11 protein-coding genes are annotated in these 12,763 nt (G+C 52.6%); 9 read left to right on the forward strand and 2 right to left on the reverse strand.

What is annotated here, in order from left to right; genetic code table 11:
- The first annotated feature begins 29 nt into the window (after positions 1–29).
- From A0W33_RS21255 to A0W33_RS14160, 3 genes are all read left to right on the forward strand, one after another.
- Complete coding sequence (locus A0W33_RS21255) at positions 30–155, forward strand: hypothetical protein (RefSeq protein ID WP_262502125.1); 126 nt, start codon at positions 30–32, stop codon at positions 153–155.
- The gene (locus A0W33_RS14155; protein ID WP_068838794.1) at positions 148–945 is read left to right on the forward strand and encodes a M48 family metallopeptidase; all 798 of its coding nucleotides are present in this window, start codon (positions 148–150) and stop codon (positions 943–945) included. The genes A0W33_RS21255 and A0W33_RS14155 overlap by 8 nt, the downstream gene beginning before the upstream one ends.
- Positions 946–1,020: 75 nt before the next feature.
- Entirely contained in the window at positions 1,021–1,572 is a 552-nt protein-coding gene (locus tag A0W33_RS14160) for a hypothetical protein (RefSeq protein ID WP_229802267.1), read from the forward strand.
- Between the two features lie 239 nt (positions 1,573–1,811).
- Here the strand turns inward: A0W33_RS14160 and A0W33_RS14165 are convergent, their stop codons facing one another.
- Both A0W33_RS14165 and A0W33_RS14170 read right to left on the reverse strand, forming a co-directional pair.
- On the reverse strand, positions 1,812–2,618 hold the full coding sequence (locus A0W33_RS14165) for a 3'-5' exonuclease (protein ID WP_068838796.1): 807 nt from the start codon (positions 2,616–2,618) through the stop codon (positions 1,812–1,814).
- Between the two features lie 12 nt (positions 2,619–2,630).
- The gene (locus tag A0W33_RS14170) at positions 2,631–4,016 is read right to left on the reverse strand and encodes a UDP-N-acetylmuramate--L-alanine ligase (protein WP_068838797.1); all 1,386 of its coding nucleotides are present in this window, start codon (positions 4,014–4,016) and stop codon (positions 2,631–2,633) included.
- Between the two features lie 156 nt (positions 4,017–4,172).
- Here A0W33_RS14170 and dnaB point away from each other — a divergent pair, with 156 nt between their 5' ends.
- The 6 genes from dnaB (at position 4,173) to A0W33_RS14200 (ending at position 12,660) form a co-directional block, all read left to right on the forward strand.
- Positions 4,173–5,750, forward strand: a complete 1,578-nt coding sequence (dnaB, locus tag A0W33_RS14175) for a replicative DNA helicase (protein WP_068838798.1) — start codon at positions 4,173–4,175, stop codon at positions 5,748–5,750.
- Between the two features lie 300 nt (positions 5,751–6,050).
- Entirely contained in the window at positions 6,051–6,545 is a 495-nt protein-coding gene (locus A0W33_RS14180; protein ID WP_157578047.1) for a GNAT family N-acetyltransferase, read from the forward strand.
- A gap of 199 nt (positions 6,546–6,744) precedes the next feature.
- Positions 6,745–9,447, forward strand: coding sequence for a D-alanine--D-alanine ligase family protein (locus A0W33_RS14185; RefSeq protein WP_068838799.1), 2,703 nt, complete (start codon positions 6,745–6,747; stop codon positions 9,445–9,447).
- A gap of 92 nt (positions 9,448–9,539) precedes the next feature.
- A complete protein-coding gene (locus A0W33_RS14190) occupies positions 9,540–10,316 on the forward strand; it encodes a PASTA domain-containing protein (protein ID WP_068838800.1) in 777 nt (258 codons plus the stop codon).
- A 224-nt stretch (positions 10,317–10,540) separates the two neighbouring features.
- Positions 10,541–12,358, forward strand: a complete 1,818-nt coding sequence (locus A0W33_RS14195; protein WP_068838801.1) for a T9SS type A sorting domain-containing protein — start codon at positions 10,541–10,543, stop codon at positions 12,356–12,358.
- On the forward strand, positions 12,355–12,660 hold the full coding sequence (locus A0W33_RS14200; RefSeq protein WP_068838802.1) for a rhodanese-like domain-containing protein: 306 nt from the start codon (positions 12,355–12,357) through the stop codon (positions 12,658–12,660). Before A0W33_RS14195 ends, A0W33_RS14200 begins: the two co-directional genes overlap by 4 nt.
- Positions 12,661–12,763: the final 103 nt, after the last annotated feature.

Genomic DNA, 12,763 nt, shown 5'->3' on the forward strand with positions numbered 1-12,763 from the left:
TTATCTCCTGACTTTTAGGAGATAAGCCTATGGCAAGGTGGAATACAGCTGCTTTGCCTTTAAAAATTGATCTCGTTAAAATTGATTTTAGAGAAATTGGTTCAAAATTTGGAACGAATTCTTTAAAGCCACTAAAATTAGAAAGACATGTATAAGAAAATTGTAGCATTTACAGTAGCTGTGGTGACAATGGTAGCCTGTACTACCGTGCCCATTACGGGGCGTCGGCAGCTAAGCCTGGTGCCTGAGTCCGTGATGCAGCAGCAGAGTTACGCTGCCTATGACCAGGTAATCAGCGAAAGCAAGATATCACGCGACGCGCAGGCCACCGCCATGGTGAAGCGGGTAGGGCAGCGCATACAGGGCGCCGTGGAGCGCTACATGGCGCAAAACGGTTTGCAGGGCGAGCTGCAGGGGTTTGACTGGGAGTTTAACCTTATCGACGACCCGCAGGTGAATGCCTGGGCGATGGCCGGCGGTAAAACGGCTGTGTACACCGGTATTCTACCTATTGCTAAAAATGAAACGGGCCTTGCCGTGGTTATGGGCCACGAGATTGCCCACGCCATTGCCAAGCACGGCAGCGAGCGCATGAGCCAGCAGTTGGCCCAGCAGTTCGGCGGACAGACGCTGTCGGCCCTGGCTGGTACACAGCCGGGCGCAGCCACTAACCTGGTGATGTCGGTGTACGGCGTTGGCTCTCAATTAGGGCTTTTAAAGTATGGCCGTACGCAGGAGTCGGAAGCCGACCGCCTAGGCCTAATATTTATGGCCATGGCTGGATATAATCCCGAAGAAGCTGTATCTTTCTGGAAACGCATGGAGGCGGAAAGCGGTGGACAGGCGCCACCGGAGTTCCTTTCAACGCACCCAAGCGCGGGTACCAGGCAAGCCGCTTTGCAGAAGCACATGCCTGAGGCCCTGCAGTACTACAAAGCCAGATAAAAACCAACCCTCATGAAGGTATGCGCCCCTTTGCAGGCTTTAGCCAAGCCTGCTGCTTTGCCAAGTCTACGTTATATGCTGTTTTTCCTGCTGATCCTGGGGTCCGCCTGTACTACCCGCGATGCAATTCGCGATGAGAGCGAGGCCGGCCCAGAGGATATAGAGGAAGAGCCTTACGACGGAAAGCTGCTGGCGCAGGTGGTGTTCGACACGGTGGACTATATTGTGCCCACCACAGAGCTCATGCAGCCCTTTATCCGGGAGTTTGGCGATGGTACGGTGGTAGACAAAGTGATGATCCGCAAGGTGCAGGAGACGAAGGAAGACGATCCGGCTTACTATTTGGTGGGCCTCGGCATGCAAAACGGACAGTTCAGAAGTATGGCTTTGTCCCTGGATGTAGCCGCCGACAATAGCCTGTATTTAAGCAGCAAGGGATCGAAGCACATGTGCCAGGCTGCCGCAGGTTGCGGATTCTGCTACTTCACGTTCTCCGGCAACCAGATCACCGGCTGCGAGTGCGCTTCCCGTGCGCCGGGCAACAACTGTGTGCACAAGGTATCACAGCAAAACACGCTCCTGAAAAATGTGTCATCACTAGATAGGACCCGCAACAAAAAGAAGTAATAATTGTACTTGATGAAAAAAGGGAGAGGCCGCTGGTATCCAGCGGCCTCTCCCTTTTTATTTGATGCCGTAAGAAGCTAAAGATGGAATATTTCAGGCGCTTTTAGTTTCTCACAACCCATTTACAACCTCATCATCAACATTTGTCATTTCGACGTCAGGAGAAATCTTTACTAGTTCTAAATAGATCTCTCCTGACGTCGAGATGACAATGGCAAGAGGATAATGCAACTGTCTCATTACGACGTCTGCATGCTGCGCAGTCGGATGCGTGTCAGGATCTTCTTGGTGTACAGCGGGAACTCACTTTTCATCATCCAGTCGTAGTAGCTTGGCTCTTTCTGCAGCACTTCCTCTACCGACACATTTTTATACTTGCCGAAGTTGAACACCTCCTGGCCAGCTGGGTTGTACACGATGCGGCCCGACAGATCAGCCGTTTTATCGACCGTGAACTTATGCAGCGCCGCCATGTCGTTCTGCACGGGGTACTCTGTCAAGCCCTCTTTTGTCTCGAAAGGAGTTTCCTGGTACTGGTCCAGTTGCACCATCAGGATGTGGTAGGTAGCGATGGTGTCGGCCTCGGCGCTGTGGGCGTTCTCCAGCGATTTGTTGCAGTAGAACTTATAGGCGGCTGACAGGGTGCGTTTCTCCATCTGGTGGAAAATGCGGCAGGCATCCACGATGTGGCGGTTCTCAATGTCGAAGTCAATGTCGCAGCGCAGGAACTCCTCGGCCAACAGGGGAATATCAAAACGAAGCAGGTTGTAGCCACCCAGATCGCAGCCCTCCAGAAACTTGCTGAACTCCCGCGCCACTTCCTTGAATGTAGGGCAGTCCTTCACGTCTTCGTCGTAAATCTTGTGGATCAGGCTCGACTCCAGCGGAATTGGCACGGTGGGGTTGATGCGGCGGGTCTTAAGGATTTCCTCTCCGCCGGGCATCACTTTCAGGCAACTGATCTCCACAATGCGGTCTTTGCCGATGTCGGTGCCGGTGGTTTCCAGGTCAAAGAAAACGAGCGGGCGCTTCAGGTGTAATTTCATGGCTGTACTTGGTTATGCGTTAAGAACCGCCTGCGTTAGCGCCTCCAGATTCATGTTGTTATAGTTGCCCGAGCTCATCAGCAGCAGGTTGGCGTTTTGCCAGTTGCGGCTGGTCAGGTGCTGCTGCAGCGCTTCAGAGTCGGTGTAGATGTGCAGGTTGGGGTTCTGGAACGCGTCTTTCAACTCCTGTTCCGTCAGCATCTCCATGCGCTTGTGCTCAATGGTTTTCGGGTTGAAGTATACGATCGGCTCATCAGCCAGCGCAAGCGCACCGGCATACTGGGGTATAAAGTTCCGGTTCAGGCTGCTGAAGGTGTGCAACTCCAGCACCGCTACCAGATCACGCTGAGGAAACTGCTTCTTTACCGCCTCTGAAGTGGCTTTTACTTTAGAAGGCGCATGCGCAAAGTCACGGTAAATGTTTGCGCTGTCAGATTCCCCGATCTTCTCCAGGCGCTTGGCCGCTCCTTTAAAGCTTTGAATTGCCGCGTAAAAATCACTCGCTTTCACACCAATTTTCTTGCACACTTCCTTAGCAGCAGAAATGTTGCGCAGGTTGTGCTCCCCAAACAGCTGTATCTCCACGTCGCCCTCTTTCTTCGTATGCAGAATGGTTTTGCCGTTTTTGATGCTGTGCTCGTGCACCGTGTAACCGATGTAGGAGATATCAGCAGGGTTGCGCGGCACGCTCACCAATTGCACCTGCTCGTCGTCCTGATTGTAGATCAGCGTGCCAGCCTTCGGTGTCATTTCGGCGAAAATGCGGAACTGCTCGCGGTAAATGTCCTGGTCAGGAAACACGTTGATGTGGTCCCAGCTGATGCCGCTGATTACAGCAATGTGGTGGTGGTAGAGGTGGAACTTGGGTATGCGCTTGATCGGGTCGGAGAGGTACTCGTCTCCTTCTATGATAATCAGGGGTGCATCATCTGTTAATTTCACCATGCGGTTGAAGCCTTCCAGCTGCGCACCCACGGCATAATCAAATTTGCGGCCCAGTTGCTGCAGCACGTGCATGATGAGCGAGGTGATAGAGGTCTTGCCGTGGCTGCCCCCGATTACGATGCGCTGCTTGTCCTTGCTCTGCTCGTAAATAAACTCCGGGAAAGAATAGACAGGAATGTTGAGCTCCTGCGCCCGCTTCAGTTCGGGGTTGTCGGGGCGGGCGTGCATGCCCAGTATAACGGCATCCACGGAGGCATCCAGTTTCTCCGGAAACCAACCTTCTTCTGAGGGAAGTATACCCTCGGCGGCGAGTCTGCTTTTGGCCGGCTCAAAAATCTCGTCGTCAGAGCCCGTTACTTTCAGGCCTTTGTCGTGCAGGGCCAGGGCCAGGTTGTGCATGATGCTGCCGCCAACGGCAATCAGGTGTATGTGCTTTAAATCCTTCTTCTCCATGTGCGATGCTAATGATGTAGCGAACCTACAAATTTAGAATTCCTTCCCAAATTAAAATGGCTATACGGCAATATGTGGATACTTTGTGGATATCTTGTGGATTATTAACAGGGTTATAAAGATTGAATCTCTCCCAGAGCTGCTAAATTTGTGACTATGGAGGAGATGAAAATGAATGTGCGGCCTGCGGGCAACCGGAACGGATGGCAGAAGAAAGCCCCCGTTCTTTCGGAATTGGGTAAGAAGCCACCGCAGGCACTGGACTTGGAGGAGGCCGTGCTAGGCGCTCTGATGCTGGAAAAGGATGCCCTGACCACGGTAATTGATATTTTGCGCCCGCAAAGCTTTTACAAGGAGGCACACCAGCGCATTTTCAGGGCTATACTGGCGCTGTTTGATAAGTCGGAGCCGATTGATATACTGACGGTGACGCACGAACTGCGCGAGCAGGGCGAGCTGGAGATTGCAGGCGGTGCCTACTACGTCACCCAACTGACCACCCGTGTAAACTCCGCTGCCAACATCGAGTACCACGCCCGTATCATCACGGAGAACTCCATCAAGCGCGACCTGATCTCCATCTCCTCAGAAGTGCTTTCCAGCGCCTTTGAGGATACTACTGACGTATTCGAGTTGCTGGATAAAACTGAGGCGAAGCTGTACGAAGTATCGGAATCCAACATCCGCAAGAACTTCGATGACATGCGCTCTTTGATGCACCAGGCCATCAAGGAACTGGAGGAGAAGCGCAAGCAGGCCGACGGTTTAACAGGTGTGCCAAGCGGTTTGATGGCGCTGGACCGTGTAACATCGGGCTGGCAGAAATCTGACTTGGTTATACTTGCCGCACGTCCGGCGATGGGTAAAACAGCCTTCGTACTGTCGTGCATGCGCAATGCCGCTGTTGATTTCAACAAAGGTGTGGCAATTTTCTCTCTGGAGATGTCCTCGCTGCAGCTGGTGAATCGTCTTATTTCTTCAGAAGCTGAGCTGGACTCGGAGAAGATCAAGAAGGGAAGCCTGGAGGAGTATGAGTGGGCACAGCTGAACCATAAAATCGCGAAGCTGACCGAGGCGCCTATCTTTATTGATGACACCCCTGGGTTGTCTATTCGTGAACTTCGCACCAAGTGCCGCCGGTTGAAGGCCCAGTACGATATCCAGATGATCATCATCGACTACCTGCAGCTGATGAGCGGCAATGCCGATGGAAAGTCGAACGGTAACCGGGAGCAGGAGATTGCCTCCATCTCACGTGCCATGAAGATGCTGGCCAAAGAATTGAACGTGCCGGTAATCGCGCTCTCGCAGCTAAGCCGTGCCGTGGAAACGCGTGGCGGTGATAAGCGCCCGCAGCTGTCTGACCTTCGTGAATCCGGCTCCATCGAGCAGGATGCTGACATGGTGCTTTTCCTGTACCGCCCGGAATACTACGGTATTACCGAAGACGAGATGGGCAATCCGACGGCCGGTGTAGGCGAGGTGATCATCGCCAAGCACCGTAACGGATCGCTGGAAAACGTGCAGTTGAAATTTATCGGTAAGTATACTAAATTTACGAACCTCGACAATGATTTCGGGGGAGATGGTATGAGCGGCTTTAACGCCTTGCCTAACAGTACGTTTGATGCCGATGCACCAGGGTCTATTCGCTTGGGTAGCCGCATGAACGACGGGGGTAACGGAGGCGGCGGCTTCCCGACATCCAACTTCGATGAGGAACCACCGTTTTAATAAGTAAGATTTTAGACGTTAGATTTAACACAATAGACTTCTAAATATTTCAGTTAGAAGTATAAAAGACTTCACAAAGTATAAAGGCATACACAATAAGCCAAAGGAGGATTAGCCGCTGCGCCACGAGCCAGTGGCTTTTCTGATTTTAGGGAGGTCTGAAAAAGTAGGAGTCCCCGATGACCTCGCAGTGTCCGAAGGTCCTGCGAGCGTCTTGCCAGCCACGAGGCATCAGACGCTGCGAGGTTTTGCGAACGCTCGCAGGTCTTTCGGCAGCGAATGGCCTATCCAAATCAAAGTATGAAACGGGTGGATATAGTTGAAATAAAAGAATTAACAGCTGGCCAGAAAAGGCAGGTGCTACAGCTGTGGAACCAGGAATACCCGGTGCAGTTGCAGTATGCGGCTCTTGCTGCGTTCGAAGAGTATCTTAAAGGCTTGATGCAGAAGCGGCATTATTTGCTTCTTAGCGAGGCCGGAGAAGTATGCGGTTGGTTTTTTCTTTTTGAACGGGCGGAAGAAACCTGGTTTGCCTTGTTAGTAGATGGTAAGTTGAAGGGGAGAGGGTACGGAAAACGTCTGCTGCGCCTTGTTCAGGAAAAGGAGAGCCAACTGAGCGGCTGGGTCATAGATCATGATAGGGACGTGAAAAGCAACGGAGAGAAGTATAACTCTCCCTTAGACTTCTACCTGAAAAATAATTTTAAGGTATGTCCGGAGGAGCGGCTGGGGACGGAGAAAATATCAGCTGTGAAAATTAGGTGGATTAGAGAATCAAACACTACATCCTGTTGACTCTGCCGACGCAAGCGTTTTTACTGCTACGAAGCAACAGACGCTGCGAGGTTCTGCGAACACTCGCAGCGTCTTTTAACGCATAGTCCGGCTATACTTGTCAGGATTTATTTTCCGGCTTCTCAAGTATAAATGCTCCCACTTTTTAAGCTTCTAATTTCTACTTAAATTAAGCCCCTCATTTAGTACCTTTGCCTGTATGAAAGTAGGAATCTTTTTCGGTGGTCCGTCGCGTGAGCGGGAAATCTCGTTTGCGGGTGGCCGTACGGTTTACGATAATTTAGATAAAGCACTCTTTGAAGCCGTTCCGGTATTTGTGGACAGCCTCGGCAACTTCATCCGCCTCGACTGGCAGTACATCTACAAAGGCACTATCCGCGACTTTTACCCGCCGGTGGAGGCACTGCCTGAGAGCGAGCACGGCCTGCAGATCTACCTGGAGTCGTTGGGTGAGCTGAGTATCGAAGAGCAGGACAAGATCATTGCTAAAGCGGGTAAGCGCCTGCAGCCAAACGAGTTCAAGCAGTATTTTGACTTTGCGTTTCTGGCGCTGCACGGCCCTTACGGCGAAGATGGCAGTATACAGGGCTTACTGGAGTGGTACCACATCCCGTATTCCGGCTCCGGCATACTTCCCTCTGCGATTGGAATTGACAAGGCGGCGCAGAAAGAACTGCTGAAGCAGAACGGCTTTGCCACGCCCGGTTACAGCCTGATCAAGTATAGCGACTGGGCCGACCACAGCAAGCGGGAGTCGATTTTTGAGCAATTGGTAGCGCAACTGGGTCTGCCGCTGGTACTGAAGGCGCCGCATCAGGGCTCTTCCATCGGCATCTCTATCGTGAAGGAGAAAGATTTTACCACCTTCGAGACAGGGGTAGACCGCAGTTTCTTCACCAAAACCATTTACAAGAGCCAGTGGCTGGCAATGGGCGAGGAGAAGCAGCTGACAAGTATAAAACAGCTGGTGGACATCCGTGAGGGTATCGGCATGCCGGTACTGCTGCAGGATGGCTCCATCATCTATCACCCGGAAGAGCTTTTCAACCACATTAACCACACCTTCTCCAGCTCCGCTACCGACAGCATCACACTTACCAATGTGGAGCACGAGCAGCAGGTGCTGGTAGAGGCTTTTATACAGGGCAAAGAATTCTCCTGCATTGTAGTGCAGGACGAGCAGGGACAGCCGATTGCCTTGCCGCCTACCGAGATCGTAAAGGGCAATGAGATGTTTGACTACCGCTCAAAATACCTACCGGGTTTGAGCCGTAAGATTACACCAATTAACCTGCCTGTAGAGCAGATACAGCAAATCCGGAAAGACTGCAGCAAGCTTTTCAAGGACTTTGGCTTTAACGTGTATGCGCGTCTGGATGGCTTTATAACGGAAACTGGGGACATTTTCCTGAACGATCCGAACACGACTTCAGGCATGCTGCCTTCGTCGTTCTTCTTCCACCAGGCCGCAGAAATAGGCTTGAACCCATCGCAGTTCCTGACTTATATCATCCGAACGTCGGTGGCTGAGCGTCTGAAAACCGGTAAAGACACCGTGAAGCTGACGCGATTGCTGCAAAAGCTCGATAAATCCATACAGGAGCAGCAGGCGCACCGGCACGATAAAATCCGGGTGGGTGTGATCATGGGCGGTTACTCTTCTGAGCGCCATATCTCGGTGGAGAGCGGTCGTAATATCTACGAGAAGCTTTCTTCGTCTACCAAGTATGAGCCGCTGCCCATCTTCCTGACGGGCAGCAACGAGTCGCACCGCCTGTACACCATTCCGATCAACGTGATGCTGAAGGACAATGCCGACGACATCAAGGAGAAAGTGCATTACTTTGAGAAAGGTGGAAAGCCGCACCCGGTGCTGGCGCAGATCACGGAAGAAGCCGAAAGCATCACCCGCAAGTATACGGGCAGTACGCTGCAGGAGCCGCAGCGCATTAGCTATGAGCAGCTGAAAAATCTGACCGATGCGGTGTTCATTGCCCTGCACGGTCGCCCGGGCGAGGATGGGGCACTGCAGGCGGAGTTAGAGAAGCTGTACATCCCGTACAACGGCTCTGGTATCCGCTCGTCTCAAATCACCATCAACAAGTATGAAACCAACGAGATACTAGCCAAACACGGTGTACCGGTGGCAAAGCATGCCATGGCCCTCAAAGAGGATTGGATGCAGGACAAGGAAGCTTTCTTTCAGGGTATAGAGGCAGCGTTTCCGTATCCGTTTATTGCCAAGCCCGCAGACGATGGCTGCAGCTCAGCCGTTAAGAAGATAAAGAACCGCCAGGAGCTGGCAGCGTTTTCTCACCTGATCTTCCGTGAGATGGAAGAATTGGATACCGAATGCGCCCGCACCTTGTCGCTTGGCTTTAAGGAAGAATTCCCGAATAAGGCAGGCTTTCTGGTGGAAACACTAATCTCCCGAAACGGAGCCAAGCATTTCCTGGAGATTACGGGCGGTTTGCTTACCAAGTATGATCCGGATGGCACAGTGAACTACGAAATATTTGAGGCATCTGAGGCATTGGCTGAAGGCGAGGTGCTGTCGCTGGAGGAGAAGTTTCTGGCGGGAGAGGGGCAGAACATTACACCCGCCCGCTACGCCGCTGACCCGGTGCGTCGCCAGAAAATTTCAGATAAAGTAAAGGAAGACCTGCGCCGTGTGGCCCAGATTCTGAACATCGAAGGCTATGCCCGCATCGATGCCTTTGTGCGCGTGCTGGAAAATGACGAGGTGGAGACGATCATTATAGAAGTGAACTCGCTGCCGGGCATGACGCCGGCCACCTGTATCTTCCACCAAACCGCCATTAACGGTTACAAGCCTTACGACTTTATCGACCGCATCCTGCAGTATGGCGTGGAGCGTACCAAGATGAAGGGACAGTTATAAAGAGTTAAAAAAATTAAAAGTTAAAGAGTTTGAAGGTGTTTTATAGAAGTCTAATGTCTTTTATCTAATATCTAATGTCTCAAATAAAACCCATGTTTAAAGCAAATTCTTTTGTAAGTGTCTTGGTGCATCTGACGATAATGGCGGCGATTGTTGCCGCACTTATTTTCGGCTTCTTTTACCTGTACCTGCCCTCTGCCACTAACCATGGCGAAACGATATCAGTGCCGAAGATTACCGGTATGCAGCTGGGGGATGCGGAACAACTGCTGGAGGAGCAGAGCCTTCGCTACTTCATCAACGACTCTACTTACAGGTCGGACCAGAAGCCGTTTGAGATACTGACGCAGGACCCGGCGCCGGGGGCGAAGGTGAAAGAGGACCGGAAGATTTACATCTCCGTGAACATGAAGAACCCGCCGATGATCAAGATGCCGAAGCTGATTGACGGATCGGTGAAAAACGCAGAGCTCATCCTCAAAAGCTACGACCTGAAAAAAGGCAAGATCACGTACGTGCCGGACCTGCAGCAGAACGCTGTGCTGAAGCAGTTTGTTGGCGGAAAAGAAGTTGCGCCGGGGGCTTTGGTGCCAAAAGGCGCTGTGGTGGACCTGCACGTGGGCGACGGTCTGGGTAATACAGAGTTTGAGGTACCCAGTGTGGTGGGTATGCCGGTGGATGAGGCATCGGTGCTGCTGGCAGGGCAGGGGCTGCAGGTTGGCAACATTTTCTACGACGCCAGCAGTACAGAGCCGACAGGAACTGTTGTGAAGCAGCGTCCTTTTGCCGAAGTGGGCGCCAAGATTCGCGTAGGCGAACTGGTAGACTTATGGGTGGCCGGCGACGAGCAGCTGCAGGGAATAGAGTAGCACAGGAAGGAATAAATCAGGAGCGCCTGCCAGAAACGGCGGGCGCTTTCGTTATACATGCAGGAGGTGGCTTTCCGCTGCAAACGCGCTGGGCACTTCCTTTGCGCTGTAAGGAGGCAAATTTGCCTTCGGATATTAAATTACACTTGATACTTGCCCTGGCTGCTCCGCGGCGTTAGAAGCAAGGCTATACTTTCAGTAAACGGGTTTATGGTACATTGAGCATGAGAAAACAGCTGGCGCTTATACTTGGTATCCTGTGCTGTGCGGCAGGAGCCACGGCACAGGTAGTGTTGCAGCCCCTGCAGCAGGAGGCAGGGCGTGCGGTGCAACAGGCTGCGCCAGCCTTACGCGCGCCGGCTGCTTTGTCGCTTCCTTTTTTTGACGATTTCTCAGGCGCCAACACCCTCAATACGCAGCGCTGGAACAGCACCGGTGTGACTGTCAACAACCGCTTTGGCTTTGAGCCGCTCACCAAGAATGTAGCCAGCCTGGATGGGTTAAACAGCCTTGGAATGCCCTACGCACCGGGTTCGGTATCGGCAGGGGCCTCCGACACACTCGCCTCTGCGCCTATACTACTCGGCGGCCTCACACCGGCTGACTCTGTGTACCTGAGCTTTTACTGGCAATCCGGTGGCTTGGGCGATGTGCCGGATCTGACGGAAAACAACCTGCGCTACCTGGTGCTGGAGTTCAAGGACAACACCGGCAGCTGGCAGGAAGTATGGCGGCAGTCGGCTGTAGGCAGGGCCACCGACTTTGCACAGTTTTTTGTAGGGCTGCGGGAACCACGCTATTTCCACAGCGGCTTTCAGTTCAGGTTCCGCAACATCGGTTTGCGAAACGGGCTGGCTGATGTATGGAACCTGGATTATATTGTGCTGGATAAAAACAGGCGCAAAGGGCAGAACACCACCCGCGACATCGCCATCAGTGAGGGTGTGAGCCGACTGCTGAAGCATTACACCGCCATGCCTGCCCGGCAGTTTCTGCAGAACCCTGAGGCTGAGCTGGCCGAAGAGGTGCGGGCAACACTCAACAACCTCGGTAATATGCCTGGTGCCATCAGTTGGAGAGGCTATGTGAAGCGGCTGGGTGCCACAAGTGCCGATACATTTCTACGGGGCCAGGCGCTGATTCCTGCCATGGCTCGCCAATATGAAATTGCGGGTACCCCCACGCTAGCCAAAACACGACTGCCGGCATCCGGGGAGTTTACCCTGCAACATGGCATTCTGTTGGACACCAAGGAGCAAAACCCTTTGCAGCGGACAAATGACTCCACTGCCCGCAAAACCGTTTTTTCTGATTACTATGCCTACGATGACGGCACGGCAGAGGCAGGCTTCAGCTTTGTGAGCTCCGGAAACGGGAACGTGCTGGTGGCGCAGCGGTACGACCTGAGCCAGCCTGACCAGGTTTCCGCGTTCCGCGTGTACTTCCCGAAAGTTGGAAAGAGCATCGAAGGCACATTCATTACCTTCCGGGTATGGGCCGCCGCGGATAGTTTACCGGGAGAAACACTCTACCAGCAGAACTTCAGCATCCGGTACAGTACCATCCAGAATGAGTTTTACGAGGTGGTGCTGGATAAGCCGGTGCCTGTTGAAGGCAGCTTCTATGTGGGCTGGTCCCAGCCAAGTTCCCAGTACATCAACATCGGGTTCGACAGGAACGAAAGTGCCGCTGGCCGCCGCTTTACGTATACAGTGGCTACGGGCTGGATAGAGGAAGCCATGTTTGATGGTGCCGTAATGCTGCGCCCTGTGCTTAAAGGCGAGCCGCTCGGGATTGAAGACGAACGCTACAGCAAGGCAATGCGGGTATATCCGAACCCCAGCACAGGCGAGGTAAACCTCAGCGCACCGTATGAACAGGTACAGGTATACGATATGCTGGGCCGCCTCCTGCACAGCCAGCAGTACAAAGCAGGGCAGCAAACCCTGCAACTCGGACATTTGTCGCCGGGACTTTATACTTTGCGTATTCAAAACAGAAAAGCGATTATCACCAAAAAAATAATATTGACAAAACCATGATAGCAGCAACCGATATTACAGCCGAAGAACTGAAGGAGCGCCTCAACAAGGGAGAAACGCCGATCATTATTGATGTGCGTGAGGATTGGGAATACCAGGAAACAAACATTCCGGGTGCGCAGAATATTCCCTTAGGTGTGCTGCCACAGCGCCTGGAGGATCTGGATGAGATGAAGGACCAGGAAGTGATCGTGCAGTGCCGTTCCGGCGCCCGCTCAGCCTCAGCCAAAGCGTTTCTGCAGCAGCAGGGTTTCAGCAATGTGCGCAACCTGCTTGGCGGCATTCTGGCCTACAACGGGTAGGCAACAACAGGGGAATTAGCATCTTAAGCATGCTGGAAAGGCAGAAAGAATTACTTCTTTCTGCCTTTTTGTTTTACAGTACGCTCATCAAGTATAAAGACTC

It is taken from the genome of Pontibacter akesuensis, from assembly GCF_001611675.1.
In the GTDB taxonomy this organism is placed as follows: Bacteria; Bacteroidota; Bacteroidia; order Cytophagales; family Hymenobacteraceae; genus Pontibacter; species Pontibacter akesuensis.

Coding starts and splice junctions, on each gene's coding strand:
- A0W33_RS21255 (WP_262502125.1), top strand. CDS start 30: ATGGCAAGGTGGAATACAGCTGCTTTGCCTTTAAAAATTGATCTCGTT.
- A0W33_RS14180 (WP_157578047.1), top strand. CDS start 6,051: ATGAAACGGGTGGATATAGTTGAAATAAAAGAATTAACAGCTGGCCAG.
- A0W33_RS14185 (WP_068838799.1), top strand. CDS start 6,745: ATGAAAGTAGGAATCTTTTTCGGTGGTCCGTCGCGTGAGCGGGAAATC.
- A0W33_RS14200 (WP_068838802.1), top strand. CDS start 12,355: ATGATAGCAGCAACCGATATTACAGCCGAAGAACTGAAGGAGCGCCTC.
- A0W33_RS14170 (WP_068838797.1), bottom strand. CDS start 4,016: ATGGAGAAGAAGGATTTAAAGCACATACACCTGATTGCCGTTGGCGGC.
- dnaB (WP_068838798.1), top strand. CDS start 4,173: ATGGAGGAGATGAAAATGAATGTGCGGCCTGCGGGCAACCGGAACGGA.
- A0W33_RS14165 (WP_068838796.1), bottom strand. CDS start 2,618: ATGAAATTACACCTGAAGCGCCCGCTCGTTTTCTTTGACCTGGAAACC.
- A0W33_RS14190 (WP_068838800.1), top strand. CDS start 9,540: ATGTTTAAAGCAAATTCTTTTGTAAGTGTCTTGGTGCATCTGACGATA.
- A0W33_RS14155 (WP_068838794.1), top strand. CDS start 148: ATGTATAAGAAAATTGTAGCATTTACAGTAGCTGTGGTGACAATGGTA.
- A0W33_RS14160 (WP_229802267.1), top strand. CDS start 1,021: ATGCTGTTTTTCCTGCTGATCCTGGGGTCCGCCTGTACTACCCGCGAT.
- A0W33_RS14195 (WP_068838801.1), top strand. CDS start 10,541: ATGAGAAAACAGCTGGCGCTTATACTTGGTATCCTGTGCTGTGCGGCA.